Origin of the sequence: Gillisella vitis (assembly GCF_001541345.2) — a bacterium.
GTDB lineage: Bacteria > Pseudomonadota > Alphaproteobacteria > Rhizobiales > Rhizobiaceae > Allorhizobium > Allorhizobium vitis.
On the sequence record NZ_LMVL02000001.1, the window covers coordinates 81596 to 106669 of the forward strand.

Annotated in this window: 23 protein-coding genes; 11 read left to right on the top strand and 12 right to left on the bottom strand. The window is 57.6% G+C overall.

Going from position 1 to position 25074, the window contains the following annotated elements:
* Positions 1-14 precede the first annotated feature (14 nt).
* From ASB66_RS00335 to ASB66_RS00355, 5 genes are all read right to left on the bottom strand, one after another.
* Positions 15-1022 (bottom strand): ABC transporter permease, encoded by a 1008-nt coding sequence (locus ASB66_RS00335; RefSeq protein WP_060716118.1) that lies wholly within the window; start codon positions 1020-1022, stop codon positions 15-17.
* 3 nt (positions 1023-1025) lie between these two features.
* Complete coding sequence (locus ASB66_RS00340; protein WP_060716117.1) at positions 1026-2018, bottom strand: ABC transporter permease; 993 nt, start codon at positions 2016-2018, stop codon at positions 1026-1028.
* The gene (locus ASB66_RS00345) at positions 2015-3523 is read right to left on the bottom strand and encodes a sugar ABC transporter ATP-binding protein (RefSeq protein ID WP_060716116.1); all 1509 of its coding nucleotides are present in this window, start codon (positions 3521-3523) and stop codon (positions 2015-2017) included. The genes ASB66_RS00340 and ASB66_RS00345 overlap by 4 nt, the downstream gene beginning before the upstream one ends.
* A 71-nt stretch (positions 3524-3594) precedes the next feature.
* The gene (locus tag ASB66_RS00350; protein WP_060716115.1) at positions 3595-4632 is read right to left on the bottom strand and encodes a sugar ABC transporter substrate-binding protein; all 1038 of its coding nucleotides are present in this window, start codon (positions 4630-4632) and stop codon (positions 3595-3597) included.
* Between the two features lie 39 nt (positions 4633-4671).
* Positions 4672-5784, bottom strand: coding sequence for an iron-containing alcohol dehydrogenase (locus ASB66_RS00355; protein ID WP_060716114.1), 1113 nt, complete (start codon positions 5782-5784; stop codon positions 4672-4674).
* Positions 5785-6050: 266 nt separating this feature from the next.
* On the opposite strand from ASB66_RS00355, the gene ASB66_RS00360 reads away from it, so the two are divergent.
* The 5 genes from ASB66_RS00360 to ASB66_RS00380 all read left to right on the top strand — a co-directional run bounded on the left by ASB66_RS00360 (position 6051) and on the right by ASB66_RS00380 (position 11949).
* A complete protein-coding gene (locus tag ASB66_RS00360) occupies positions 6051-6764 on the top strand; it encodes a GntR family transcriptional regulator (protein ID WP_234613833.1) in 714 nt (237 codons plus the stop codon).
* Positions 6761-8293 (top strand): UxaA family hydrolase, encoded by a 1533-nt coding sequence (locus ASB66_RS00365; protein ID WP_060716113.1) that lies wholly within the window; start codon positions 6761-6763, stop codon positions 8291-8293. Before ASB66_RS00360 ends, ASB66_RS00365 begins: the two co-directional genes overlap by 4 nt.
* A gap of 110 nt (positions 8294-8403) precedes the next feature.
* Entirely contained in the window at positions 8404-9969 is a 1566-nt protein-coding gene (locus ASB66_RS00370; RefSeq protein ID WP_060716112.1) for a GMC family oxidoreductase, read from the top strand.
* A gap of 34 nt (positions 9970-10003) precedes the next feature.
* A complete protein-coding gene (locus tag ASB66_RS00375; protein WP_060716111.1) occupies positions 10004-10801 on the top strand; it encodes an SDR family NAD(P)-dependent oxidoreductase in 798 nt (265 codons plus the stop codon).
* A gap of 29 nt (positions 10802-10830) precedes the next feature.
* Positions 10831-11949, top strand: a complete 1119-nt coding sequence (locus tag ASB66_RS00380) for a glycerol dehydrogenase (RefSeq protein ID WP_060716110.1) — start codon at positions 10831-10833, stop codon at positions 11947-11949.
* A 29-nt stretch (positions 11950-11978) separates the two neighbouring features.
* Here the strand turns inward: ASB66_RS00380 and ASB66_RS00385 are convergent, their stop codons facing one another.
* Positions 11979-13382 (bottom strand): sensor histidine kinase, encoded by a 1404-nt coding sequence (locus tag ASB66_RS00385; protein ID WP_060716109.1) that lies wholly within the window; start codon positions 13380-13382, stop codon positions 11979-11981.
* Positions 13379-14059 carry a response regulator gene (locus ASB66_RS00390; protein ID WP_060716108.1) on the bottom strand — a complete coding sequence of 227 codons (681 nt, stop codon included), beginning with the start codon at positions 14057-14059 and terminating at the stop codon, positions 13379-13381. The genes ASB66_RS00385 and ASB66_RS00390 overlap by 4 nt, the downstream gene beginning before the upstream one ends.
* A gap of 169 nt (positions 14060-14228) precedes the next feature.
* Between ASB66_RS00390 and ASB66_RS00395 the strand changes: the two genes are divergently transcribed.
* The 5 genes from ASB66_RS00395 to ASB66_RS26410 all read left to right on the top strand — a co-directional run bounded on the left by ASB66_RS00395 (position 14229) and on the right by ASB66_RS26410 (position 18985).
* Complete coding sequence (locus tag ASB66_RS00395; protein ID WP_171431106.1) at positions 14229-15296, top strand: ABC transporter substrate-binding protein; 1068 nt, start codon at positions 14229-14231, stop codon at positions 15294-15296.
* A gap of 255 nt (positions 15297-15551) precedes the next feature.
* Positions 15552-16496, top strand: a complete 945-nt coding sequence (locus ASB66_RS00400) for a Bug family tripartite tricarboxylate transporter substrate binding protein (protein ID WP_060716177.1) — start codon at positions 15552-15554, stop codon at positions 16494-16496.
* A complete protein-coding gene (locus tag ASB66_RS00405) occupies positions 16493-16987 on the top strand; it encodes a tripartite tricarboxylate transporter TctB family protein (protein WP_060716107.1) in 495 nt (164 codons plus the stop codon). The genes ASB66_RS00400 and ASB66_RS00405 overlap by 4 nt, the downstream gene beginning before the upstream one ends.
* 22 nt (positions 16988-17009) lie before the next feature.
* Complete coding sequence (locus ASB66_RS00410) at positions 17010-18527, top strand: tripartite tricarboxylate transporter permease (protein ID WP_060716106.1); 1518 nt, start codon at positions 17010-17012, stop codon at positions 18525-18527.
* A 290-nt stretch (positions 18528-18817) separates the two neighbouring features.
* Complete coding sequence (locus ASB66_RS26410; RefSeq protein ID WP_087729627.1) at positions 18818-18985, top strand: hypothetical protein; 168 nt, start codon at positions 18818-18820, stop codon at positions 18983-18985.
* A gap of 127 nt (positions 18986-19112) precedes the next feature.
* On the opposite strand, the gene ASB66_RS00415 is transcribed toward ASB66_RS26410, so the two are convergent.
* From ASB66_RS00415 to ASB66_RS00435, 4 genes are all read right to left on the bottom strand, one after another.
* Entirely contained in the window at positions 19113-20174 is a 1062-nt protein-coding gene (locus ASB66_RS00415; protein WP_060716105.1) for a DUF475 domain-containing protein, read from the bottom strand.
* Positions 20175-20570: 396 nt separating this feature from the next.
* Positions 20571-21776 (bottom strand): 3-oxoadipyl-CoA thiolase, encoded by a 1206-nt coding sequence (pcaF, locus tag ASB66_RS00425; RefSeq protein WP_060716104.1) that lies wholly within the window; start codon positions 21774-21776, stop codon positions 20571-20573.
* A gap of 9 nt (positions 21777-21785) precedes the next feature.
* A complete protein-coding gene (locus tag ASB66_RS00430) occupies positions 21786-22475 on the bottom strand; it encodes a 3-oxoacid CoA-transferase subunit B (protein WP_060716103.1) in 690 nt (229 codons plus the stop codon).
* Positions 22472-23179: a 3-oxoacid CoA-transferase subunit A gene (locus ASB66_RS00435; protein WP_060716102.1), complete on the bottom strand. Its 708-nt coding sequence runs from the start codon at positions 23177-23179 to the stop codon at positions 22472-22474. The genes ASB66_RS00430 and ASB66_RS00435 overlap by 4 nt, the downstream gene beginning before the upstream one ends.
* 152 nt (positions 23180-23331) lie before the next feature.
* On the opposite strand from ASB66_RS00435, the gene ASB66_RS00440 reads away from it, so the two are divergent.
* Positions 23332-24087: an IclR family transcriptional regulator gene (locus ASB66_RS00440; RefSeq protein WP_060716101.1), complete on the top strand. Its 756-nt coding sequence runs from the start codon at positions 23332-23334 to the stop codon at positions 24085-24087.
* Here ASB66_RS00440 and ASB66_RS00445 read toward each other — a convergent pair.
* Positions 24062-24988, bottom strand: a complete 927-nt coding sequence (locus ASB66_RS00445; RefSeq protein ID WP_060716100.1) for a helix-turn-helix domain-containing protein — start codon at positions 24986-24988, stop codon at positions 24062-24064. The two genes, ASB66_RS00440 and ASB66_RS00445, sit on opposite strands and share 26 nt — an antisense overlap.
* Positions 24989-25074 lie beyond the last annotated feature (86 nt).

A 25074-nucleotide genomic window follows, 5' to 3' on the forward strand; every position in this document is an offset into this window, starting at 1 on the left:
TGTTTCCCTTGGCTTTAAATGTGGGCGCGTGTCTTGCGTCTTGCCCAGACAACCGTGGCGACGCCGCATAGCAGCAGCAGGCCGCGCACGATCTGACGCTGCGCATCTGTCCAGCCGAGCAGGGCGGCACCGCTCAAAAGCGTGGCCAGGAGCAGGACGGCGGTAACGGTGCCGATGACATTGGGCTTGCCGTATTTCAGCGCCATGCCACCCAGCAGGACTGAGGTCAGGCCGTCAATGAAATAGGAACTGCCGATATAGGGCTGACCGGACGAAAGATCGGCTGTCAACAGGATGCCCGCCAGTGCCGACACAAGGCCAGACAGCACGTAGAGCATCAGCAGCAATCGGTTGACTGGTACACCCGCTTCGATCACGGCGGCGCGGTTCTGTTCCATGGCATAGAGATAATGCCCAAAGGTCAGCCTTTCCTGGATAAACCAGGCGGCGGCATAGAGAAGGGCGACGATCACCGTCAGCAGCGGGATGATGCCGAGATTGACATGCAAGAGAGAGCCGACGAAGCCGGTGGAGGAGAGAGAAATCGATGTGCCAAGACCGATGGCGGCGGCAATCGATCCGGCCAGCCCGCCAGTGGCGATGGTGATCACCAGAGCGGGAAGTTTGAAGATTGCCACAAGCAACCCATTCACCAGACCAAAGACAAGGCCGACCAGCAGGCCCGCAAGACAGGCTATAGCCCAGCCTTGGCCTGATGCAACCAGCGCTGCCACGACCATATTGGCAAGCGCTGCAACGGACATGAAGCTGACATCGATTTCACCTGCCGCAATGATCCAGGTCAGCCCCAGAAACATCAGGGCTGCAATGCTGGCCGAGCGCAACATGTCATTGATGTTGCCGCCACTGACGAAGCTGGGCCTGAGCCAAGCAAAGAGAAGAATAAGCAGCACCAGCAGCAGGAATAATCCGTAGCGCAGGAAAAAGCCCTGTACGTCCACCCGGCTTGGAGTTGCGGCACTTTGCACAGTCGTCATGGTGATATCCGTTGCGTTTTTCATCCGTTATCTCCCGTCTTTACCCGCTGCTTTTCGGCCAAAAATGTCGCCAAGCAGCGTTGTGAGCTTCGGATCGAAAATACCAATGGCGAGGATCAGCACGGTGCTGACAATGGCGTCGCTGTAGTAGTAGGGAATGGCAAGCAGGGTGAAGCCGTTCAGCATGGCCGACATCAGCAGCGTGCCTGCAAGCGTTGCCGGGATGGACGGCGCGCCAAACAGGGCAGCCCCCAGGTAAACAGCGGCAAAGGCTGGCATCATCAACTGGTTGCCCGCCGTGACATTGGCTGCCCCAGATGAGGCAACCAGCAGGGTGATGGCAAGACAACTCAGCGCGCCGCAAAGGCCGAAGGCCGTCAGGATATAGGTCTTTACCCGTATGCCGGAAAACACCGCCGAGCGCCGATTTTCGCCCGTGGCATAAAAGGCCCTGCCAAAGCGGGTGCAATGCAAGATAACGAAAGCCACGATCGCCGTTGCCAGCAGGATGACAACAGGCATGTCGAGCGCCAGGAATTTTGAGTCATTCAGGTCGAGGATGCCCGACATGAAGAAGTTTTCCGAAATCGATGTGCCGTTGCTATAGAAATAGGACAGTCCCACCGCAACACCGCCGGTGGCAATGGTGGTGACGATATCGGGCAGCCGCAGATAGGAAATCACCGTGCCGTTGATCACCCCAGCCATCAGCCCGACGCCGATGCCGCCCAGCACGCTCGCAGACAGGCTGTAGTCATTGGCAAGCAGCCAGCCGAGTGTCATTGCGCCCAACGATGCAACACCTGGAAAGGAGAGGTCGAAATGGCGAACGACGATGACGAAAGTCAACCCGATGGCCGTCAAGCCGTTGACCGACATATGGCGCAGCAGGGCGTGTAGGTTGTTTTCGGTCAGATAGGCGGGAGCAAAGGACTGAAAGATCACCGCAATCGCGCAGAGCAGGATCAGGAAGGCTGAAAGCCGCAAGGCAAGTGGCGAGGATTTGAATGAAGCAATCATGATCGTGCTCCCATGATTCCGGCTGACAGAAGCTGGTCGCGGCTGGGGCGTTGGTCGGCGACGGCGACGGGGCGGCCCTTGTAAAGGGCAATCATCCGATCGGCGACACCGTGCACTTCGTCACAATCAGACGAAATTACCAGCACGCCCGCATGCTGCGACAATTCCCGCATCAGCGCATAGAGTGTGGCGCGCGCACCGATATCAACGCCCACCGTCGGCTCGACGAAGATATAAATGTCAGCATCGCGGTAGAGGCCCTTGGCGATCACGATCTTCTGCTGATTGCCTCCGGAAAAGGCACTGGCCGGGCGGTCCAGCGTCATCGGGTGAAGAGCGACGCGCCGGGCGAGTTGTTCGGAAATCTTGCGGCTTGAGGAGAATTTCAAGAGCCCGCCGAGAAAGGAGGCCTTCTTCAGATGGGCCAATGTCATGTTGAAGATCACGTTGCGCGACAGCGTCAGGCCCTCGGTGCGGCGATCCCCGGGAACAAGGAAAATCCCCTTGCGCAGAGCGTCATGCGGGTCTTTCAACGACACCGGCTTGCCCTTGATCCGGATCGTGCCGGTGTCGGGGCGGATGACGCCGAACAGCGCTTTCGACAATTCATCGGCACCGGAGCCAACGAGGCCGAAAATACCGAGGATTTCGCCGCGCCGCAGGGTGAAGCTCACACCGGAAAACAGGCCAGATCGTTCAAGACCCTCTACTTCCAGAAGTGCTTCCCCTGCGGCGCTCGCGGCCTTGGGAGGAAAGATATTGCCCGGCTTTTCGTCCAGCATCAGTTCGGGAATGGATATGTTGCCGTCGCGAGCCTCACGGCAGGTGAAGGTGGCAACGCGCTTTCCCGCCCGGAACACGGTGAAGCGGTCGCCGATCTCGAAAACCTCTTCCAGCCGGTGGGTGATATAGATAATAGCGATGCCCGCCGCTTTCAGGTGCCGCATCAATTGGAACAGGGATGTCTTTTCGCGCTCGGTCAGCGTCGAGGTCGGCTCGTCCAGAATGAGGATGCGGATATCGTCGCGCCTGAGCGCATGCAGGATGGCGACAATTTCCCTGTCAACGGCGGGCATTTCGCCGACGCGCTGGTCAAGATCGACTTCGATAGGGAAACGCTTCAGCAGCGAGGCCGCCTCGGTCTTCAGCACTTTTCGATCTATTCGGCGACCAAGACCGGCCTTGGTCGATTCCTGGCCAAGGAAAATGCTTTCCACGCCGGTGAAGTCATCGACCAGTTCCGGATGTTGCTGCACAGACGCGATGCCGCAGGCAATTGCCGCTGCCGGGCTGCCGAGTTCCACCGTCGCCCCGGCGATGGCGATTGTACCGGCATCTTTGGAATAGACGCCGGAAAGGATCTTGATCAAGGTTGATTTGCCCGCGCCATTGATGCCCAGCAGCGCGTGGATTTCGCCCGCATCCAGCGAGAAATCGACATTGTCCAGCGCCTTGACGACGCCGAACCGCTTTTCGATTCCCTTCATGTCGAGAATGGCTGTCATATCCTGCACCCACGCCTTTCCGGCTGTATTCATGGAGCCGGCAGGCTTGGTAAGCCTGCCGGAGTGACAGATTAAAGCGCGCGCGCCCAGCCAAGCTTGATGGCTTCGCCAGGTTGGTCGTAATTGTCGGGAATGTCCTTGAGCGGCTTCAGGCTGTCCTCGGTCACCGCATAGGATGGCGTGATGACGAAGCGTGGTGCTTTGCGGCCTGCGACGACCTCGTGGGCATAAAAGGCATTCATATAGGCCATTTCGTAGAAGCTCTGGGCCATGGTCATGGCAAAGGGTGAACCGGCCTTGATATATTCAAAGGATTGGCGGCCACCATCGATGCCGGTGATGAACACCTTGCGGCCTGCGGCGCGAATGGCGAGCGTGCCTTCGGATGCTGCGCCATCCCAGGCACACCAGATGGCGTTTAACTCAGGATTGGCCGTCAGGATATTGTCCACCACCTGACGGGGCGTCGTCGTGCCGCCCAATGCAAAGGCGATTTCCGAAACGACTTTGATATCGGGAAAGCGGACGAACACTGACTTTGCGCCCAACGTGCGCTGGTCCCAGGACTCGTTGGAGGGCAGGCTGACGAGGGCGACCTGTCCCTTGCCGTTCAGCCGTTTGGCAATATATTCTGCGCCAGCAGCTCCGAGGCCGAAATTATTCGACATAGCGGTGGAGGTTACCGTGGTGTTTGGCACATAGCTGTCACCACAGAAAATCGGGATGCCTGAGGCAACTGCAGCCTGCACGGCAGGCGAGATCGCGGCGGCATCGGCTGGCGTGATGAAAATCGCTGCTGGCTTGGACGCCACGAAGGAAGCGATCTGATCGGCCTGTTTCTTGATGTCGTAATTGGCATCGGCAATGGTCAAGGTTCCGCCAAGACGCGAGACGGCGTCCTTATAGCCATTGACAATATGGCGACCCGATTCCCAGACGGTCCAGCCCAGCGAAGCGCAGAATTTCAGGTCTTCTGCACCCGCCATACGCGGCCTGCTGAGGGCCGCAGCCACGGTGAGTGCCGCACCGGCGCTCAATACGCCACGTCGGCTCAGTTTCAGATCGCCCATGAACCGGCTGCGATCTTTGGTTTCCTCAAAGTCAGACATTGTGTTCTCCTCCCACTCGATTGTTGTTTGTCTCGGTTTTCAGGCCGATTCCTGTAATAGCGCCAGATAGTCCTCCCGGCTGGCCAACCGTGGATTGGTGGCATGGCAATGGTCTTTCAGGGCTTCTCCGGCGATTTTTTCCATCATCGCGTCGGTCACACCCATGGCTTTCAGGCCGGAGGGCATGCCAATGTCGTGGTTCAGTGACGCGGTTATTTCATCAGGCGCACCGCCCATAATGTCTGCCATCACGTCCCATTTCGCACCGATGACTGAGCGGTTGAAGCGCAAGACGGCGGGCATCAGCACTGCATTCAGCGTGCCATGGTGCAGATTAAGGTCGCGGATGGCGCCCAGCGGATGGGTCAGCGCATGAACGGCACCGAGACCTTTCTGGAACGCCATGGCTCCTTCCATGGCAGCCATCATCATGTCCCAGCGCGCCTGCCGGTCGCTACCATTTGCGACCGCCTTTCGAATGGCCGGGAAACCACGTTTCAAACCGTCGAGCGCAATCGCATCGGCAGGCGGATTGACGGATGGTCCCATATAGGTTTCCAGGCAGTGGGAAAGGGCATCCATGCCGGTTGCTGCGGTCAGAAACGGCGGCAGGCCATAGGTCAGTTCCGGGTCGCAGAGCGCAATGGAGGGCAGCATATGGCCACTCAATATGCCGAGCTTGCGGCCTTCCCGGGTGATAATGACGGCAGCGCGCCCCACTTCCGAGCCAGTGCCTGAGGTGGTTGGAACGGCGATCATCGGACAGATGCGTCCGTGGATTTTCGAGGCGCCGCCTTCGACCGCCGTATATTGCGCCAGTGGTGCGGCGTGGCCAGTCAGAAGTCGGACGGCTTTTGCCAGATCCAGCGATGACCCGCCGCCGAGACCGACAATGCCGTCGCATCCGGCGCTTTTATAGAGGTCATAAGCCTGGGTGACGGCCTCTTCTGTTGGATTGGCCGGAGTGCCGTCAAACACCGCAGGTGTTTCATCAAACAGGCCGAGGACTTTCGCAACAAGGCCAGTCGAAACCAGTCCTTTGTCAGTTGCAATCAGCGGTTTTTTCACGCCGAGTTCAGCCAGCAACGCGGGCAATGTGGAAATTGCGCCTTCGTTGAATTCAATCCGCGTCAGATAATTGATTGTCGCCATGATCCGCTTGCATCCATAGTTTGTCAGCCGAGGTGAGACACAGATCTCCCGTCGCCATTGCATCACGCAACGCGCAAACAGTGTCGGCCAGAATCGTCATTCCCAAATTTTGAAAGCGCCTGCCGGCCTCCTCGCCAGCTCGGGTTATTCCTCCTGGCTGCGGGCTGAAAATTTCACTTGCACCGCCAACCAATATATGAGTTATTTAAGTCAGATGATTATTCGCCTGTCAACAGGCTTTCGAAAACTTCTCTACAGGCGACAAAATGCCCGAAATTGTTGAGATTACGATGCGCACGGAAAAGACGAAGACAATTCCAAAGGCTGAACAGATATATTGGTTGTTGCGTCAAGCCATCGTCCATCTGGAGATGCAGCCGGGGGCAATCATCTCGGAAAAAGATCTGTGCGCCGAGTTCGGGGTGTCGCGCACGCCGGTTCGCGAGGCGTTGCAGCGGCTGGCGGACGAGGGGCTCGTGGATGTGTTTCCCCATTCAGGCACCTATGTCAGCCGTATTTCCTTCACTGTGGCGGAAGAGGGTTTTGTTATTCGCCGGGCGCTGGAAATCGAAAGTGTCAGAAAGGCTGTGGCCAATGTGACCGATAGCGACGTCGCACAGCTGAAGTCGATCATCACGCAGATGCAGGCCATCCTCGACAGCAATGAACTGGGCAAATATCTCGATTGCGATGATGCCTTTCACAGCGCCATTGCCACGATCAGCGGCTATCCACGCATCTGGAAGTTTATAACGCTTGCCAAGGTTCATCTCGACCGTATGCGCCAGCTCAGCGCGCCTGTGCCAGGCCATCTGGCTGTTGTGACCGAGCAGCACGACACAATCGTGCGTGCACTGGCCAGCCGAAATGCCGATCAGGCCGAGTTGGCCATGCGCATCCACCTCGATTCCTCCTTCGCCGTCATGGCCAAAATGCATGAGGATCAGGGCGCGCTCTTTGATGGAAAGGAAGGACCATGACAGTGACTTCGGTTTCTTCACCGCTGCTTAGGCTCAATATGCGCGACAATGTTGCCGTTGCCCGGTTGACGCTGGAGCCGGTGGCACTTCCAGAGCTTGGCGGTGTACAGCTCTCGACCCGGATCACCCAGGGCCACAAGGTTGCCATCACGGCCCTTCAGCCGGGGCAGGCCATTATCAAATACGGCCAGATCATCGGCTTTGCCACACAGCCCATTGCGGTCGGCGACCATGTTCACACCCACAATATGGCGATGGGCGATGTGGAACTGGCCCACGAATTTTGCGTGGACGCACAGGAGCCGGTTTTTACGCCACAGCCCGCGACCTTTATGGGCTATCAGCGGGAGAATGGTGAGGCTGGCACGCGCAATTACATTGCCATCATCTCGTCTGTGAATTGTTCCGCCACCGTTGCCAAGGCTGTGGCGCAGCATTATGCCCAGCCGGGCAGGCTTGATGATTTCGCCAATGTCGATGGGGTTATCGCGTTGACCCACGCGGGCGGCTGCGCCATCAATACCTTGACCGAGGGTTATCTCTATCTCACCCGCACGCTGGCCGGATATGCTACCCATGCCAATGTCGGTGGCGTGGTGATGATCGGGCTTGGCTGCGAAACAAACCAGATTCCGGCTTTGCTTTCCGCTCATGGTCTCAAGGAGAGTGATAGATTTCATGCACTGACAATTCAGGCGACCGGGGGCACCCGCAAATCCATTGAAGCCGCGATTGCAGCCATCGATTCAATGCTGCCCGCCGTCAATGCTTTGAAACGCACGCCGCAACCGGTGTCCAAGCTGAAACTGGCGCTCGAATGCGGTGGATCGGATGGCTATTCCGGCATTTCCGCCAATCCGGCGCTTGGTTACGCCGCCGATTTGCTGGTCCGCCATGGTGGCACGGCCTGTCTGGCCGAGACGCCGGAAATCTACGGTGCGGAACATCTATTGACCCGGCGGGCAAAAAGCCCTGATGTTGCCCAAAAGCTGCTGGAGCGCATCGAATGGTGGCGTGATTATGCGGCACGGGGCAGGGCCGAGCTGAACAACAATCCATCCCATGGCAATAAGGCCGGTGGGCTGACCACAATTCTGGAAAAATCGCTGGGTGCGGTGGCCAAAGGCGGCACGACCAGGCTCAACGCCGTCTATGAATATGCCGAGCGCATTACCGAGCCCGGTTTCGTCTTCATGGATACGCCCGGCTATGACCCGATTGCCGTGACCGGCCAGGTGGCGGGCGGCTGCAATGTCATCTGTTTCACCACCGGGCGTGGTTCGGTTTCCGGCTTCAAGCCGGCGCCATCCCTGAAGCTTGCCACCAACACGCCGATGTATGAGCGGATGCAGGAAGACATGGACCTCAATTGTGGCACCATCGTCACCGGCGATGAGACGGTGGAGGCGGTCGGGCAGCGGATTTTCGAGGCTGTGATTGCCACTGCCTCGGGCGAGCGCACAGTGAGCGAGATCTACAATTACGGCGATAACGAATTCGTCCCCTGGCAGGTCGGTGCGATCATGTAACGCCAACGAGCATCGGAGCATCTTCAAACCTTGGTAGAAAAGCGCCTTTCTGAGGAGAAAGGCATTCATTCAGACGTAGGTGCAGCCAAGGGCAGGCACGGGAGAGAGACATGAGTGAGTTGAAGCGATTTTACGACGTGATCATTATTGGATCGGGCGTGGGCGGTGGGGCGCTGGCAAACCGGTTGGCAGAAACGGGCCGCAATATCCTGATGATCGAGCGTGGGCCACGCCTGCCACGCGAAGACGACAATTGGAGCGTCGATGCGGTCTTTCACCAGAAGAAATATGCCACGACCGAAGAATGGCGCGACAAGGATGGTCAGTCCTTCCGCCCCAGCACGTTCTATTATGTCGGTGGCAACAGCAAATTCTTTGGTGCGGCGACCCTGCGCTTTCGCCGGGAGGATTTTGAGGATTTGGCCCATGAAGGCGGCATTGCGCCTGCCTGGCCGGTTTCCTACGACGAATTCGAGCCTTATTATGCTGTGGCTGAACGGTTGATGGGCACGCATGGAACGGCGGGCCTCGACCCGACCGAGCCGCCACGCTCCGGCCCCATGCCGCATCCGGCTATCGGTCATGAACCGGAAATAGCCTTCTTTGAAAAAAAGCTGAAGGAGAGGGGACTGCATCCCTTTCCACTGCCGATTGCCATTGATTACCATCCCGGCGGCAGCTGTATCCGATGTCGGACCTGCGACGGCTTTGCCTGCAAGCTGGGCGCCAAGGGTGACGCAGAAGTGCGTCTCGTCAATCCGGCGCTCGCCCGTGGTAAAGGTAAGATCGAGCTTGTCACGGAAGCCTTTGTGCATCGCTTGCTGACAGATCCGACCGGCAAGAGAGTGACAGGCGTCGAACTGACCCATGCGGGTGAGAAAAGATTGATCGAAGCCGATCTGTTCGTGTCGAGCGCCGGGGCGATCAATTCGGCAGCCCTTCTGCTGCGGTCAACCAACCAGGCCCATAAGCGCGGTCTCGGCAACAACATGTCTGACCAACTCGGCCGTAATTACATGGCACATAACAACACGGCGCTGATGGCGATCTCGCCCTTCAAGAAGAACCGCGTCGTCTTTCAGAAGTCCATGGCGATCAATGATTATTACCTCGCCAATGCCGAAAAACCCTATCCGCTTGGCAATATCCAGGGGCTTGGCAAGTTGCAGGGTGGCATGCTGACTGCGGGTGCGGCCTGGGCGCCGGAATGGTTGATGTCGATTTTTGCAGACCGCAGCGTCGATTGGTGGCTGATGTCGGAAGATCTGCCCGATCCTGAAAATCGCGTCACCGTCGATCCGGATGGCCGTATTCGCCTCAGCTATACGGCCAACAACCTCAAATCCCACAATGAACTGGTCAAGGTCTGGTCGCGGCATATGCGTTCGCTGGGTTATCCGCTGATCATTACCAACAAGATGGATATCAAGGTGTCCATGCATCAATGCGGCACCGCCCGGTTTGGCAAGACGCCCGAGACGTCCGTGCTGGATCATCATTGCAAGGTTTGGGACGTCGATAATCTCTATGTCGTCGATGCATCCTTCCTGCCGTCATCCACTGCCGTCAATCCATCGCTGACCATTGTCGCGCAGGCGCAGCGCACCGCTGAACATATTCTCGCCCGCTGGGGCGAAAGCACGGTTACACCACAGGCTGCACCAACGGTGGCCTGACGGGAAAAAACAAGACAGATAGGGAGGAGCCTACATGTCAAACACAGCATCAGATTACCGCCATATGTTCGATCTGACCGGACGCAAGGCCATTGTGACCGGTGGGTCGCGAGGCATCGGCAAGGCGCTGGCCGAGGCGCTTGCTGCCCATGGCGCTGATGTCGCCATCGTCGTGCGCTCGACGCTGGACCGTGCCGAAGAACTGGCCGCCAGCCTGAGGGAGCAGGGGCGTGATAGCTTCGCTCTTCAGGCCGATGTCGCGCAAGAGGCGGATGTCGAGCGCATGACACAGTCGGTGATGGATCGGTTCGGGCGTATCGACATTCTCATCAACAATGCTGGTATTGTACTGCCAGCAGCAGCGGAAGATTGCAGCCTGGATCAATGGCGCCAGACTATGGCCGTCAATCTGGACGGCGTTTTTCTTGCCTCCAAACATGTTGGACGGCAAATGATTGCGCAGAAAAGCGGGTCAATCATCAATATCGGTTCGATGTCAGGGCGGATCGTCAACTGGCCTTTCCGCCACGCCGCCTACAATGTTTCCAAGGCTGGCGTCCATATGCTGACCAAGGCGCTGGCAACGGAATGGGCGGAGCACAATATCCGCGTCAATGCGCTTGCGCCCGGCTATATTCGCACCGAACTGACCGATGACGTGCTGCGGGAACATCCCGATGTCGTCAGGGATCATTGGGCAAAAGGTGCCGTGCAGAACAGAATCGGTTCCGTCGAGGAACTGTCGGGCTCGGTCGTCTATCTGGCTAGCGACGCCAGTTCCTTCACCACAGGTGAAATCATCACCATTGATGGCGGCTTGACGCTGCGCTGATCAATGCATTTTAGAAAAAGGATAAAACCATGACTTCAAGAGGCTATGGCGGACCGCTGCGGTATGTTCAGGGACCGGGTGTCATCGATGAAATCGGGCTTTACATCGCGCCGCTGTCAAACTCGGCACTGATCGTCATCGATGGGTTTTTCTGGGATAGTCTGCGGCCCGAAGTGGAGAAAAACCTGGCTGCTCATGGGGTGAAAAGCCATTTCATGAAATTTTGCGGCGAATCCACGGATAACGAAGTTGAGCGCGCCGTGGGCCTCGGCAAAACCGCAGGTGCTGGCGTCGTTGTCGGGATTGGCGGCGGTAAGGCGCTCGATACGGCCAAGATTTCTGCGCTTCATATTGGTGCACGCACGGTGACGGTCCCCACCATCGCCTCGACCGATTCCCCAACCAGTGCGCTTGGCGTGATCTATAGCGAGGACGGCGTTTACGACCGCGTAGTGCGTTGCGGCCGCAATCCGGATGTTGTTCTGGTTGATAGTGCTCTGATCATCAAGGCGCCCGTCCGCTTTCTGGTTTCCGGCATGGGCGATGCGCTGTCGACCTGGTATGAGGCACGGTCCAATTTCGAAAGCCATTCGAACAATTATATCGGCGATGGCTATGCAACAACCGCGGCGGGGGCAGCCATTGCGCGGCGTTGCCATGAGGTGCTGATGCGCGATGGGCGGGCTGCTTACGCTGCGGCCATCGACGGCAAACTGACGCCAGCGGTGGAAAATATCATCGAAGCCAATACGCTTTTGAGTGGTCTCGGGTTTGAAAACTGTGGTGTCTCCGGCGCCCACGGTATCCATGATGCGCTGACTGTGCTGGAGCCGACCCATCATTTCTTCCACGGCGAAAAAGTCGCTTTCGGCATTATCGGCCTGCTGGTAATGGAAAACCGCCCGTTGGATGAGATCAACGAGGCAATTGACTTCTGCCAGGACCTGAAGTTACCGACGATGCTTGGCGATCTCGGGCTGGCGGACGTCACAGCAGACGACTTGCTCAAGGTCGGTGAGATCGCCATGGCTCCAGCCAGCGTCATTCACTCCGTTCCGGTGAAGCTTACACCGCGACTGATTGCAGATTGCATCTGGACAGCGAGTAAACTGGCCGAGAATCGCAAGCAGTCGAGGGCGGGGAGATGACTTGATGCTCCTTCAAGACCTTGGAATGCTTATGCGTGTGATGCTTTTGGGGCATTGGGAAATGTGACCGATACCGTCAGGCCGCGTCCCTCTGACGTGTCTTGAAGCGTGAGTTTGGCATTGAAGAGATTGGCGATTTCCTCAACGATCGGCAGGCCAAGGCCCAAACCCGGGGAGGGGTTGTGTTCCCCCCGGGCGAACCGTTGACGTACGATGCCGCGTCGTTCGGGAGCAATACCCGGACCATTGTCTTCGACGACCAGGAAGACGTTTCGCATGTCGTGGCGGATGCGCACGGTGACTTCGGCGCCATTCCCTGCATAGGCAAGGGCATTGGCAATCAGATTGCTGAGCAATTCGCCAATCAGTAAGGGTTCAGCCAGCACGAAAGCAGGGCCATCCTGCCCCTCGAACCCGAGATCGATACCGGCATCGGCGGCGCGTGGCACATGATCGGCGGTGATCGATTGTGACAGTTGGGCAAGATCGATCCGGGGCGGTGTTTGCGGGTCATTGGAGCCAACGGCATCGACACGGGCCATCAACAGCAATTGCGCCAGAATGTGTTCAGCATGGGCGAGCGCCTCATCGCCCTTGCGCGCTGCCGATTGCGCATCATCAAGGCTTGTGGCGCGAGCAGACAGCGCCAGCTGTGTGCGGATGATCGCCAGCGGCGTGCGCAATTGATGGCTGGCATTGCCGGTGAAATGGCGAAGGGCATCCAGCGCCGATTGCAGCCGGACCATGAAGGAATTGACGGTTTCAACCAGGTTTTCGACTTCGCTTGGAACGGATTGCTCTATGGGATGCAGATCGTTCGGACTGCGTTCGGCAATGGCCTCTCCCAGCCGGTAGAGCGGGCGTAGCGAATAGGTGACAGCGACCCAGACAATGGCACCAGCACCGGCAATCATCAGCAAAAGCCGCAAAGCCGAGCGCAACAGAATGGCCTGGGTGAGTTGATTGCGCGCAATCGTCGTTTCAGCCACGGTCACCACGAAGGGCAGCGAATCGATACCCGTCGAGGCAGACCGTTGCAGGGCCGCGATGCGGATCGGCTCGTTGCGGAAAGCTGCGTCCATATACACAGCCGATTGCCCCTTGAAATCGGAAACTGTCGGTAGGTTCTGGTAGCCGGTGATGAAGCGGCCTCCTGGACCATCGACGCGGTAAAATACCCGATCCTGCGCCCCTGATGTCAGCATTTCCAACGCGACATAGGGAATATCAACCGCCAACTCGCCATTTTCCGAGACGATGACCCGTTCGGCAATTGCCAATGCGGACCCGGCCAGAACCCGGTCGGAGACTGTATCGGCAGTTTTGACGGCCTCATAATAGGTGTCGACCAGGGCGACTGCACCGATGAGTGCGGTTGATAGCAGCAACCAGCCCAACAAACGGCGACGGAGCGAGTAGGCGGCCCCGGTCATGCCGTCTCGGTCATGGTTTTTTCGAGGTAATAACCGATGCCGCGCGCTGTGCGCACGGTGAGACCGTGAGGCGCAAGCCGTTTGCGCAACCGGCTGGCATATTGCTCTATGGCATTGGCGCTGAGGTCGTCGTCAAAGGCCGCCAGCGATTGGATGATGGCTTCCTTGGCCACGACTTTGCCCGCCCGCATGAAAAGCACTTCCAGCAGTCCAAGTTCACGAGCGGGAATGTCGAGGGGGACGCCTGCCGCTGAAAAGCTGCGCGAATTCAGATCGAGCGAAACTGCGCCGTAGCTGATCATCGAAGACCGCAGCCCAGCCTGGCGACGCAACAACATGCGCACACGCGCTTCGAACTCGCCGATATCGAAAGGCTTGATCATGTAGTCGTCAGCGCCGAGATCCAGGCCTTTGACCTTGTCTTCCGGTGTGCCGCGCGCCGTCAGGATCAGGATTGCCACCTTGTCATGGCGGGCGCGCACGCAGCGCAGCACCTCTATTCCATCCATTTCCGGCAGGTTGAGATCCAGGATGATGAGATCGAAGTTCTCAGTCGCAATCGCGGCGTCAGCAGACGCGCCATCGCTGACGGTATCGACTGCATAGCCGGTGCCGCGTAGAATGGCAGACAGGCCATCGGCGAGAGCCTTATTGTCTTCAACGAGCAAGATGCGCACTGGGGAATGTCTCCTCACTCACTGCTCTAGCACTTTATATTTCGTCTGGAATACGATGAATTGCTGAAAATGACACTTCCCATTCCACTTCGATGTCTTTTGAAGCATTTATGCTATGCTACCCTCCATGGTGCTTGTTAACAACGCTGGGCTGCGGCATGATCGGCTCATGCGGTTTATCATGTGCATTTCAATCCTGCTGGGCCTTGCGTTTCCAGCCGCAGCAGGCCCTATATTGTTTCCTGCCTTGTCGGGCGATGCGAAAGCTCCCGAGCTGCTTGTCTATTCTTCGCTCGATGAGCCGATGGCAAAGCAGATCATTGCAGGCTTCCAGGCGAAAAACCCCGATATCGCGGTGCGCTACGAGGATATGCAGACCAGCGAAATCTATGACCGGATCGTCCAGGAAACCGATGCGGGCAAGACGACAGCGGATTTTGCATTTTCGTCGGCCATGGATCTGCAAGTCAAGCTCAGCAATGACGGCTATGCCCAGCGCAGTGACCTGCCGATGAGCGCAAGCTGGCCCGCCTGGGCAAATTGGCGCAATACTGCCTATGCCCTGACATTCGAGCCTGCGGTTTTCGTCTATCACAAGCCGAGTTTCATCGGTCAGAAGCCGCCCTCGACACGAGCGGAATTTGTGGATTACCTGAAAAGCCAGGGAAATGCCGTCTATGGCAGGATCGGCACCTACGATATCGAGCGTTCGGGTGTCGGTTTTCTGTTCATGGCGCGCGACCAGGAGCAGTTTGGCGATATATGGTCGGTGATCCGCAGCATGGGAACGGCGGGCGTCAAGCTCTACTCCAATAGCTCGGCGATTCTGGAGCGGGTCGCCGATGGGCGATTCGTGCTGGGTTACAATATTCTCGGCTCCTATGCCGCCGACTGGGCGTCGCGTCATCCCGATGTCGGTATTGTGTTGCCTAAGGACTATACTGTTGTGATGTCGCGTATTGGGCTCGTGCCACAGGCGGCCGCATCTCCGGAGCTTGGCCGGCGCTATCTGGAATTCTTCATGTCGAAGGAAGGGCAGGGTATCATGGCGCGTGAGTTGCATATTGCGGCGGTCAGTCCGGATGTTGGCGGTGAAAACACCGCCAATACCATGCAATCCATGCTGGGTGCACAGCTGCGGCCCGTCCCCGTCAGCCCTGGACTGATGGTCTATCTCGATCAGGTCAAGCGCATGCGTCTCATCGCCCGCTGGAATGAGGTTTTGCGATCGCAATAGCGCCTCGAATGGTGTGGAGATTGTCTCCTCCATTTGATAAAATGCAGTGCAATGTCAGCTCGATGACAGCTTTGTATGGTGCGTTCCAGGTCTTGATTGTCCGTGGAGGCGGATGATTGCGGCTTGAGGGAGGATACTCAAGGGATGGACGAGCACGGTGTCTTGCCGTGGCTTGCAGGAGGATCCCTCGAAACATTCTTCCTTCGGCATCGACGAACACTGCGCATCGAGGCGCACTCGAAGGAGGACATTATTTTGAAGCAGTTCATTCTCGCAACCATCCTGGCCGGAGCTATCGCGTTGCCAGCCGCAGCGGCCGATTACACCATCATTGCACCAGCCAATCCCGGCGGCGGCTGGGACCAGACCGCCCGCTCCCTACAGACTGTTATGCAAAAGGAAGGCATTTCGAAGCGGGTTCAGGTCCAGAATGTCCCCGGTGCGGGTGGCACCATCGGTCTTGCGCAATTTGCAAGCCAGCAAAAGGGCAAATCCAATGCCCTGATCGTCGGCGGCTATGTCATGGTGGGCGCAATTCTCACCAATAATGCACCGGTTACGCTGAAGGATGTTACCCCGATTGCCCGCCTGACCGGCGAATATGAAGCGATTGTCGTGCCAGCATCCTCTCCAATCAAGAATGTCGCGGATCTGGTTGCGGCGCTGAAGGCTGATCCGGCCAAGGTTTCCTGGGCAGGTGGTTCGGCCGGCGGTGTCGATCATATCGCGGTCGGACTGATCGCCAAGGCAGCAGGCGTCGATCCGACCAAGATCAACTATATCGCCTATTCCGGCGGCGGTGAGGCTTTGGCGGCTATTCTCGGTGCTCAGGTTACCGCTGGTATCTCCGGCTACGGCGAATTTGAATCCCAGGTCAAGTCGGGAACGCTGCGGTTGATCGCTATTTCCAGTGCCGAGCGGATTGCCGGTATCGATGCGCCGACGTTGAAGGAATCCGGTCTCGACGTCGTGGTTGAAAACTGGCGCATGGTGGCTGCCGCTCCTGGGCTGTCGGCCGAACAGAAGGCGGCTGTTTCGGCCGATATTGATAAACTGGCCAAGTCCGAGGGCTGGAAAGACGTGCTGAAGACCAAGGGCTGGCAGGATACCTATCTGGCTGGCGATGCTTTCAATGCGCAGCTCGACAAGGACATTGCCGCGACCTCGACGATCCTCAAAGATATCGGTCTGGTGAAATGAGCAGTGGCCTCACCCCCTTGAACAACGAGAAGCGCCGCCCAGATTGGGCGGCGCTTGCAATCGCGGTTTGTCTCGTTGCCATCGCCGGTGTCATTCTGTGGGACTCTGCCCGGCTTGGCGCTGTGGCAGGCTACTCGCCCGTCGGTCCTGCGACAGTTCCCTATGCCATAGCGGTCTGTCTGATCGGATTGGCGATCTGGACCGTGTTCGAGGCATGGCGCGGTGAGTTTCCCGAGCGCGAAAAGCAGGAAATCGCCCCGGTGATATGGGTTGTGGGTGGTCTTGCCGCGCAGATGCTTCTGCTTGATGTTGCGGGCTTCTCTATCGCGACCGGCCTGCTTTTTGCTGCCACGGCCAGGGCCTTCGGCAAACGCAAATTGTGGTTCTCGATACCAATAGGCATAGCGCTCAGCCTCGCGGTCTGGCTGGTGTTTGCTGGCCTGTTGCAATTATCGCTGCCCGCCGGGCCGCTGGAAAATCTGTTTTTCTGATACCCGACAGGGACTTACCTTCATGAGTACATTTGAATTCCTGATGCAGGGTCTTGTCGTTGCAATGCAACCCATGAACCTGTTCTATGCCTTGATCGGGGTGACGCTTGGCACCGCCGTTGGCGTGTTGCCGGGTATCGGACCCGCCCTGACCGTGGCGCTGCTGCTGCCCGTGACCTATCAGCTTGATCCTGCTGGCTCGCTGATCATGTTTGCCGGCATTTATTACGGCGGCATGTATGGCGGCTCGACCACGTCGATCCTACTCAACACGCCGGGCGAAAGTGCCTCGATTGTCACGGCGCTGGAGGGCAACAAGATGGCCCGGGCCGGGCGGGGCGGCCCCGCTTTGGCTACGGCTGCTATCGGATCGTTCGTGGCCGGGCTTCTGGCCACGATTGCCTTGGCGCTTGTCGCCACGACGATTGTTAAGCTTGCGCTGGTATTCGGTCCGCGCGAATATTTTGCGCTGATGGTGCTTGCCTTCGTGACCGTGTCCTCTGCATTTGGTGACTCGGCATTGCGGGGGTTGACCTCACTTTTCATTGGTTTCACACTGGCTATCGTCGGCATCGACCAGTTGACGGGCCAGACCCGAATGAGCTTCGGCGTGCCAGATCTTCTTGATGGTGTCGAAGTCACGACGCTGGCTGTCGCCATGTTCGCCATCGGCGAGACCCTGTACATCGTTGCCCAGGGTAATCTTGGTCCCGATAAGGTCGAAGCGGTCAAAGGCTCCGTGTGGATGAGTGCGCAGGATTGGGCACGGTCCTGGAAGCCCTGGTTGCGTGGTACAGCTATCGGTTTTCCGATTGGGGCCATGCCGGCTGGCGGTGCCGAAATCGGTACCTTCCTGTCCTATGCTACCGAAAAGAAACTGACCAAATATCCTGAGGAATTTGGCAATGGTGCCATCGAAGGTGTGGCCGGTCCTGAAGCGGCCAACAATGCGTCGGCGGCCGGAACATTGGTGCCTCTGCTAACGCTTGGCCTGCCGACCACGGCAACGGCTGCCATCATGCTGGCCGGTTTCCAGCAGTTCGGTCTTCAACCCGGCCCCTTGCTGTTCGCCACCAATCCGCAACTGGTCTGGGGCCTGATTGCCAGCCTGCTGATTGCCAATTTCATGCTGCTGGTTTTGAACCTGCCGCTGATCGGTCTCTGGGTGAAGCTGCTGACCATCCCGAAGCCCTGGCTTTATGCTGGTATCCTGCTGTTTGCCACACTCGGCACGATTGGTGCTAATCCCTCGGTGTTTGAGCTTGGAATGCTGCTTGCGTTCGGAATTCTCGGCTATGTCATGCGCATCTTCGGTTATCCGATTGCGCCTGTCGTTATCGGTCTCATTCTTGGTCCACTTGCCGAGCAGCAATTGCGTCGGGCGCTGGCAATAGGGCAGGGCGACTTCACGGTGCTCTTCATGTCGCCGATTGCTGTTGGCCTTTTCCTCGTCGCAGCGGCGGCCTTCTTTATTCCGCTGATTATGAGAATCAGAGGGCGTGGGCAGGTTCTGTCGCAGCTTGCTGCCAACGAAGATTGAGTTTCGGTCTGGGTGAAAATGAACAACCAACAGCCCCCTGCGCCATTATGGCGCAGGGGGCTGTTCTGTTTCATTCGAGCAAATTCTCTGCAAATCTCGCCCAAAATGGGCAGATTGGGGCCTTTGCAGGCGCAAAAAAGTCGTGCCAGTGGATATACCCATAAAATCAGACAGATAAATCAGCCCGATCTGTTCAGGTTGCATGGCTACAGTGCGTTTGTGTGCATTGAAACCAGCTAATGGAAGGCCCATCTTTCCTCTGTAAGATTTAACAAGGAAAGAGAACGAAAATGGCTTCCCTCCCCCGTAAAGGCTTTATCGGTCGTGCCATCGCCGTGTTCGGCGCAGCAACCGCCGCTGCCGCGGCTGTAGATGGGCATCGCCAGCCGCGTGACCGCGACCTGCGTCTTCTGGGTATCGATCCCCTGAGCTTCCGCAACATCAAGCGCGCTGACTGAATTTTTTCATATCCCGCATGTAAAAGCCCGCCAGTTATAGAAACTGGCGGGCTTTTTGTTTGGCAAGACGGCTGTTGTCCATGCAGCACACGGCGCCTTAAAGGTGCCAAGTGCCGCCACAGGCTTTTCAGCCGTTCTGGTGCTCGCGTTTGTTATAACGGATCGAAGACCAGAGAGAGATGCCGATCAGTGCCGCACCGCCGAGGCCGGTAATCACTTCGGGAATATGCACCAGCGTCTGGCAATACATGATCACCGAGAGGATCAGGATCGCGTAGAAAGCGCCGTGTTCCAGATAACGGTATTCCGCGAGTGTGCCTTTTTCGACCAACATGATCGTCATCGAGCGGACATACATGGCGCCGATGCCAAGGCCGATGGCAATCACGAACAGGTTTTGGGTGAGGGCAAAGGCACCAATCACACCGTCGAAGGAGAAGCTGGCGTCGAGCACTTCGAGATAGATGAAAGCGCCCAGGCCACCTTTGGCCGCAGCGCTCATCGTCTGCTGCGACGCATCGAGCAGGCCTCCGACCAATTCCACCGCCAGGAAGGTCAACAGGCCATAGATGGCGCTGTAAAGGAAGGTAATCGCTTCCGCTCCCTCCAGGAAGGACGAGAACAGTAGGATCAGCACCAGGACGAAGGCAACTTCAATGCCTTTGATGCTTGCGTATCGCGCCATATGCTTTTCGATAAAGGCGATCCAATGGACGTCTTTTTCCTGATCGAAAAAGTAGTTGAGACCTACCATCATCAGGAATGTGCCGCCGAAAGCTGCAATCGGCAAATGCGCTTCATTCATGATTCTGGCATATTCCGCAGGCTCGGCAGCAGCCAGTTTCAGGGCTTCAATCGGACCGATCTGGGCCGCGATGGCGACGATTGCCAGTGGAAAAATAATCCGCATGCCAAAGACGGCGATCAGGATGCCCCAGGTCAGGAAGCGTTGCTGCCAAACCGGGGTCATTTCCTTCAGCTTGTTTGCGTTGACAATGGCGTTGTCGAAGGAAAGCGAGATTTCCAGAACCGCAAGGACTGTGCAGATGAAGAACACACTGGCCATGCCACCAAGCGTGCCTGTCATGTTCCAGCCGAGCCAGGCACCGAGTGCAAGACCTGCAATGGTGACGATAAAGGCCCATTTGAAATAGCTGAGAACGGAATTTGAAGGGGTTGCCGTGCTCATGCCCGCACCTCCAAAACGCGATGGAAAAGAGGGGTGGCGCACGAACGAGCACCGGTCATGCTGGAACGCTCGCGCGAAAAACACGTGGATGAAATTGTCATTGCGTTATAATCCGCCGGCCATGATTGCTGGCGGTACCGACATCACGAGAGCGCCGTAAACTCTCGCCAGAGGGGCCCGGCACCATAAGTTCACTCCGCAAAGACCGATGTCTTGCAATGCGGCAGCGTATGTTAACTACCAGCCATGCGAGCAAGGTCAAGTGCTGTTGTGTAAATGCCAACAACCATCGCACAGATAGGCATTCGTAACGTCTGATGAAACGGCGCTAAACACGAAAAAGGTGGAGAAAACCTCCTCCACCCTTATCTGTCTTCTTACCGGTTTGAAGCCGGATTATACCCGTTCCAGCGCCACTGCGATGCCCTGGCCAACGCCAATGCACATGGTCGATAGCGAGTAGCGTCCGCCGCTGAGTGACAATTCCAGCGCCGCCGTGCCGGTAATGCGTGCGCCGGACATGCCAAGCGGATGGCCGAGGGCAATGGCGCCGCCATTGCGGTTGACCCGTGGATCGTCATCGGCAATGCCAAGTTGACGCAAGGTAGCCAGTCCTTGAGAGGCAAAAGCCTCGTTCAACTCGATCACATCCAACTGATCCTGGGTCAGGCCGAGCCGGTCCAGCAGCTTCTGGCTGGCGGGGGCAGGGCCAATGCCCATCACTCGGGGTGGTACACCGGCAGTCGCGCCGCCGAGAATGCGGGCAATCGGCGTCAGGCCATATTTGCGCGCAGCAGCCTCCGATGCGATGATCAGAGCGGCTGCCCCATCATTAACACCGGAGGCATTGCCAGCGGTGACTGTGCCGCCTTCCTTCTTGAAAGGCGTGCCAAGCTTTGCCAGCGTTTCAATTGTCGTGGCGCGGGGATGTTCATCCTTGTCCACGACGACCGGATCGCCCTTGCGCTGGGGAATGGTCACCGGGGTGATTTCTTGGCCCAAGCGGCCATTGGCCTGCGCTTGCGATGCCTTGTTCTGGCTTCTGACGGCAAAGGCGTCCTGGTCTTGGCGGGAGATCTTGTAATCTTCCGCGACATTTTCACCGGTTTCCGGCATGGAATCGACGCCATATTGTTTTTTCATCAGCGGATTGACGAAACGCCAGCCGATGGTCGTGTCATAGATTTCGGCGTTGCGGGAAAAGGCGGTCTCTGCCTTTGGCATGACGAAAGGTGCTCGGCTCATGCTTTCGACACCACCGGCAATCATCAGCTCTGACTCGCCTGATTTGACGGCGCGGGCTGCCGCAATCACGGCATCCATGCCTGAGCCGCAAAGCCGGTTGATCGTCGTGCCAGTCACTGAAACCGGCAGGCCTGCCAGCAGCAGCGACATGCGCGCCACGTTGCGGTTGTCTTCACCGGCCTGGTTGGCGCAGCCGAAGATCACGTCATCGACCGCTTCCCAGTCCAGGTTGGTGTGTTTCGCAAGAAGGGCCTTGAGCGGCACCGCGCCAAGGTCATCGGCGCGAACCGAGGAAAGTGCGCCGCCAAACCGGCCGATGGGCGTGCGGATATAATCGCAGATAAAAGCTTCGGTCATTGGGGTTCCTTAAAGCGCGGGTACAGTGAGATCGGCAATAGGCCCATCCACGTGCAGCTTTGCGCCGGTCATCGCCTGCAATTCGTCCAGCGTCATGGCGGCGAGCATTTCGCGCACCACGAAGTGACCCTTGGCGATATCGATCACGGCGTGGCTGGTATAGACACGGGTAATGCAGCCGACACCTGTAAGTGGGAAGGTGCATTTGTCCAAAAGCTTGAACTCGCCCTTTTTGCTGACATGTTCGGTGATGACGAAAACCTGTTTTGCGCCATGTACCAGATCCATGGCGCCGCCCACGGCAGGCACGCCCTTGCTGCCGACCCGCCAATTGGCGAGATCACCATTTTGCGCGACCTGATAGGCACCGAGAATGGCGACATCCAGATGGCCGCCACGCACCATGGCAAAGCTATCGGCATGGTGGAAAAATGCAGCGCCTGGCTTCAGCGTAACCGCCTTTTTGCCTGCGTTGATCATGTCCCAATCTTCCTCACCTTCCGGAGGGGCTTCGCCGAAATTCAGGATGCCGTTTTCCGTGTGGAAAATCGCCTCGCGGCCCGGCGGCTGGTATTGCGCCACCATTTCGGGAAAGCCGATGCCGAGATTGACATAGGCACCATCGGCAATGTCCTGAGCGGCGCGCCAGGCGATCTGGGCGTTGGAAAGCTTGATGTCTTCGCGGGTGTTTATTGTCATACGTAAGCCACTCCCGCGCGGATCAGCGCTTCTTCCTGTTGCGGATTGGCGATCTCAACGACGCCATCAATGAAAATGCCGGGCGTAACGATAATTTCAGGATCGATCTCGCCAGGGGCAACAATCTTGGAGACTTGTACTATAGTGTTGGTCGCGGCCATGCACATCAGCGGATTGAAGTTGCGGCCCGCCTTGCTGTAGGTGAGGTTGCCATGCCGATCGGCGAGATGGGCTTTGACGATGGCGAAATCAGCCTTCAGCCAGCGTTCCTGTACGTAATGGCGACCGTCGAACTCGGCAATCACCTTGCCGTCGGCAAGTTCCGTACCGTAACCGGTTGGCGTGTAGAAAGCCGGAATTCCAGCCCCGCCAGCGCGAATGCGCTCCGCCAGCGTGCCTTGCGGCACCAGTTCCAGTTCGATCTCTCCAGCCAGATAGCGGTCAGTGAAGGCGCGTGGATCGGACGAGCGCGGAAAGGAGCAGATCATCTTCTTGACCATGCCCGCATCGATCATTGCAGCGATGCCGATCCGGCCATTGCCTGCATTGTTGTTGATAACCGTCAGGTTTTTCGGCCCCTTGTCGATCAGGGCGTGAATGAGTTCGATAGGCGCGCCGGAGCCGCCAAAGCCGCCGATCATGACGACGGCACCATCACTTATACCGGCAACGGCGTCGGCCGCGCTGGCGATTGTCTTATCCATGGGATTCTCCCGTTTGCGATTGCGCCAGATGAAAACCAGGCGCGCCTCCAAGCAGAAAGATAAGGCCGGACCGATGACCCCGCAACTAAATTGTGCGATAATTGACATTTGTTCGAATATCGCACAAACTGGTTGCATGTGAGGAGTGCGTGATGCGCGAAACGGATATCATGGGCGGCTTTGCCAAGGGTCTGAAGATTATTGAGGCTTTTGAGGAGGCAGCACCGCGCCTGTCCATTGCGGAAGCAGCAAAGCTGTCTGGCCTGGACCGGGCAACCGCCCGCCGATGTCTGCTGACGCTTTCGCAACTGGGCTATGCCGATTATGATGGCAAGTTCTTCTCCTTGACGCCCAAAATCCTGCGTCTTGGCCACGCTTGGCTCTCGGCGACCCCGCTGCCTGCAATTCTACAACCGCATCTCGATCAACTGAGTGAAAAAGTTGGGCAGAGCGCGTCTGCTTGCGTTCTCGACGGGACGGAGATTGTCTACATCGCCCGCGCCTCACAACGGCGTGTCATGTCGATCAACCTGATGCCCGGCAGCCGGTTGCCTGCCTATTCCGCCTCCATGGGGCGGGTTTTGCTGGCCGGATTGAGCGATGCGGAGATCAGGGCCGCTCTGGAGGCATCGGTGTTGAAGGCCAATACGCCTTTCACCCGAACCGATCCGGAAGACCTTATGGCTGTAATCGCTGATGTGCGCCGCCAAGGCTATGCAATCATCGATCAAGAGCTTGAAATCGGTCTTTGCTCTATTGCCGTACCGGTTTATGACAGCCGCGGCCAGATGGCGGCGGCGATCAATATCGGCGCCCCAGCCGCGCTTATCCCCGCATCGGAGATGGCTGAGCGATATCTGCCGGCGCTGCTGGCGACCCAAGCTAGTCTGAAGCCGTTGCTGCGCTGATCTCCGCCTGCGATCGGTCGCTCAGGCTTTGCAGTTTCTGCCGCTCTGCAAGGCGCCATGCCCGCGGTGTCAGGCCGGTTTCCCGGGTGAAGAAACGGGTAAAATAGGCGGGATCGGTAAAGCCATGGTTGAGCGCGATGGTCTGAATGCTGGTTTGGCTGAAGATCAGCTCCTGCTGGGCGATCTCCAACTGCTTGCGGGCGATCAATTGTTGCAGGGTTGCGCCGGTTCCCGCCTTGCTAAGCCGGTTCAGATGGGTGGGCGAAAGACCCATTTCCCGGGCATAGAAGGCCGCAGTCTTGTGGCTGCGAAAATGGGCGGCAATCAGTGCGGTAAGCTTTTCCATCCGCCGGTCGTTGGCCGTCAGCGTCATCAGGTCTGGAGACGCGTCCGGTGCGGCTTGCCTTGCCAGCAGAAGCAAGACGGTTGCGAGATAGGCCTCGAGCAATCCGTTTCGACCCGGCTTTGTCCCTGCATATTCTTCGGCGATCCGCTCCATCAACAGGCCGATTTCGACTGCACACGGTTCGCCTTCCAAAGGCATATGGCGAGGCAAGGGCAGGGCCTGTTTCAGGCTGGTTCGAACGGCAAGCGGCAGAGCGGCGGGCAGAACGGTGATGATCATGCCCTTGATGGCGCGCGAAAACCGAAATCCATGGCTAAACAGCGGTGGAACGACGATGGCGGCAGGTGGGGTGATGCCAATCACCTCTGCGTCCAGCGTCGCATCTCCCTGGCCCTCGGAAATGTACAGAATTTGCAGAAAGTTCTCGTGACGGTGGAGGTCTATCTCGAAGCGATATAGGCTGCTGCGGGAAAAAAGCGTTTCGCAATGCAGCAAAAACTCGCCGGAAACCTCGGTTTTTTCGCCATATAGCTTGTAAATTGGTATGGCAGCCATCGTCGCAGCATCCTTCAATGATGGTCAAATAGTGCAAGTTTTGGATTGAAAAGTCCATTGAGAAGACGGCGTGAAACGGTCAATTT

What these genes read in the sequence shown, in the direction of transcription:
- ASB66_RS00430 (WP_060716103.1), bottom strand. Translation starts at nt 22,475, where the DNA reads ATGACAATAAACACCCGCGAAGACATCAAGCTTTCCAACGCCCAGATC.
- ASB66_RS00395 (WP_171431106.1), top strand. Translation starts at nt 14,229, where the DNA reads ATGCGGTTTATCATGTGCATTTCAATCCTGCTGGGCCTTGCGTTTCCA.
- ASB66_RS00370 (WP_060716112.1), top strand. Translation starts at nt 8,404, where the DNA reads ATGAGTGAGTTGAAGCGATTTTACGACGTGATCATTATTGGATCGGGC.
- ASB66_RS00350 (WP_060716115.1), bottom strand. Translation starts at nt 4,632, where the DNA reads ATGTCTGACTTTGAGGAAACCAAAGATCGCAGCCGGTTCATGGGCGAT.
- ASB66_RS00410 (WP_060716106.1), top strand. Translation starts at nt 17,010, where the DNA reads ATGAGTACATTTGAATTCCTGATGCAGGGTCTTGTCGTTGCAATGCAA.
- ASB66_RS00335 (WP_060716118.1), bottom strand. Translation starts at nt 1,022, where the DNA reads ATGAAAAACGCAACGGATATCACCATGACGACTGTGCAAAGTGCCGCA.
- ASB66_RS00355 (WP_060716114.1), bottom strand. Translation starts at nt 5,784, where the DNA reads ATGGCGACAATCAATTATCTGACGCGGATTGAATTCAACGAAGGCGCA.
- pcaF (WP_060716104.1), bottom strand. Translation starts at nt 21,776, where the DNA reads ATGACCGAAGCTTTTATCTGCGATTATATCCGCACGCCCATCGGCCGG.
- ASB66_RS00360 (WP_234613833.1), top strand. Translation starts at nt 6,051, where the DNA reads ATGCCCGAAATTGTTGAGATTACGATGCGCACGGAAAAGACGAAGACA.
- ASB66_RS26410 (WP_087729627.1), top strand. Translation starts at nt 18,818, where the DNA reads ATGGCTTCCCTCCCCCGTAAAGGCTTTATCGGTCGTGCCATCGCCGTG.
- ASB66_RS00345 (WP_060716116.1), bottom strand. Translation starts at nt 3,523, where the DNA reads ATGACAGCCATTCTCGACATGAAGGGAATCGAAAAGCGGTTCGGCGTC.
- ASB66_RS00440 (WP_060716101.1), top strand. Translation starts at nt 23,332, where the DNA reads ATGCGCGAAACGGATATCATGGGCGGCTTTGCCAAGGGTCTGAAGATT.
- ASB66_RS00380 (WP_060716110.1), top strand. Translation starts at nt 10,831, where the DNA reads ATGACTTCAAGAGGCTATGGCGGACCGCTGCGGTATGTTCAGGGACCG.
- ASB66_RS00445 (WP_060716100.1), bottom strand. Translation starts at nt 24,988, where the DNA reads ATGGCTGCCATACCAATTTACAAGCTATATGGCGAAAAAACCGAGGTT.
- ASB66_RS00340 (WP_060716117.1), bottom strand. Translation starts at nt 2,018, where the DNA reads ATGATTGCTTCATTCAAATCCTCGCCACTTGCCTTGCGGCTTTCAGCC.
- ASB66_RS00385 (WP_060716109.1), bottom strand. Translation starts at nt 13,382, where the DNA reads ATGACCGGGGCCGCCTACTCGCTCCGTCGCCGTTTGTTGGGCTGGTTG.
- ASB66_RS00415 (WP_060716105.1), bottom strand. Translation starts at nt 20,174, where the DNA reads ATGAGCACGGCAACCCCTTCAAATTCCGTTCTCAGCTATTTCAAATGG.
- ASB66_RS00375 (WP_060716111.1), top strand. Translation starts at nt 10,004, where the DNA reads ATGTCAAACACAGCATCAGATTACCGCCATATGTTCGATCTGACCGGA.
- ASB66_RS00435 (WP_060716102.1), bottom strand. Translation starts at nt 23,179, where the DNA reads ATGGATAAGACAATCGCCAGCGCGGCCGACGCCGTTGCCGGTATAAGT.
- ASB66_RS00405 (WP_060716107.1), top strand. Translation starts at nt 16,493, where the DNA reads ATGAGCAGTGGCCTCACCCCCTTGAACAACGAGAAGCGCCGCCCAGAT.
- ASB66_RS00365 (WP_060716113.1), top strand. Translation starts at nt 6,761, where the DNA reads ATGACAGTGACTTCGGTTTCTTCACCGCTGCTTAGGCTCAATATGCGC.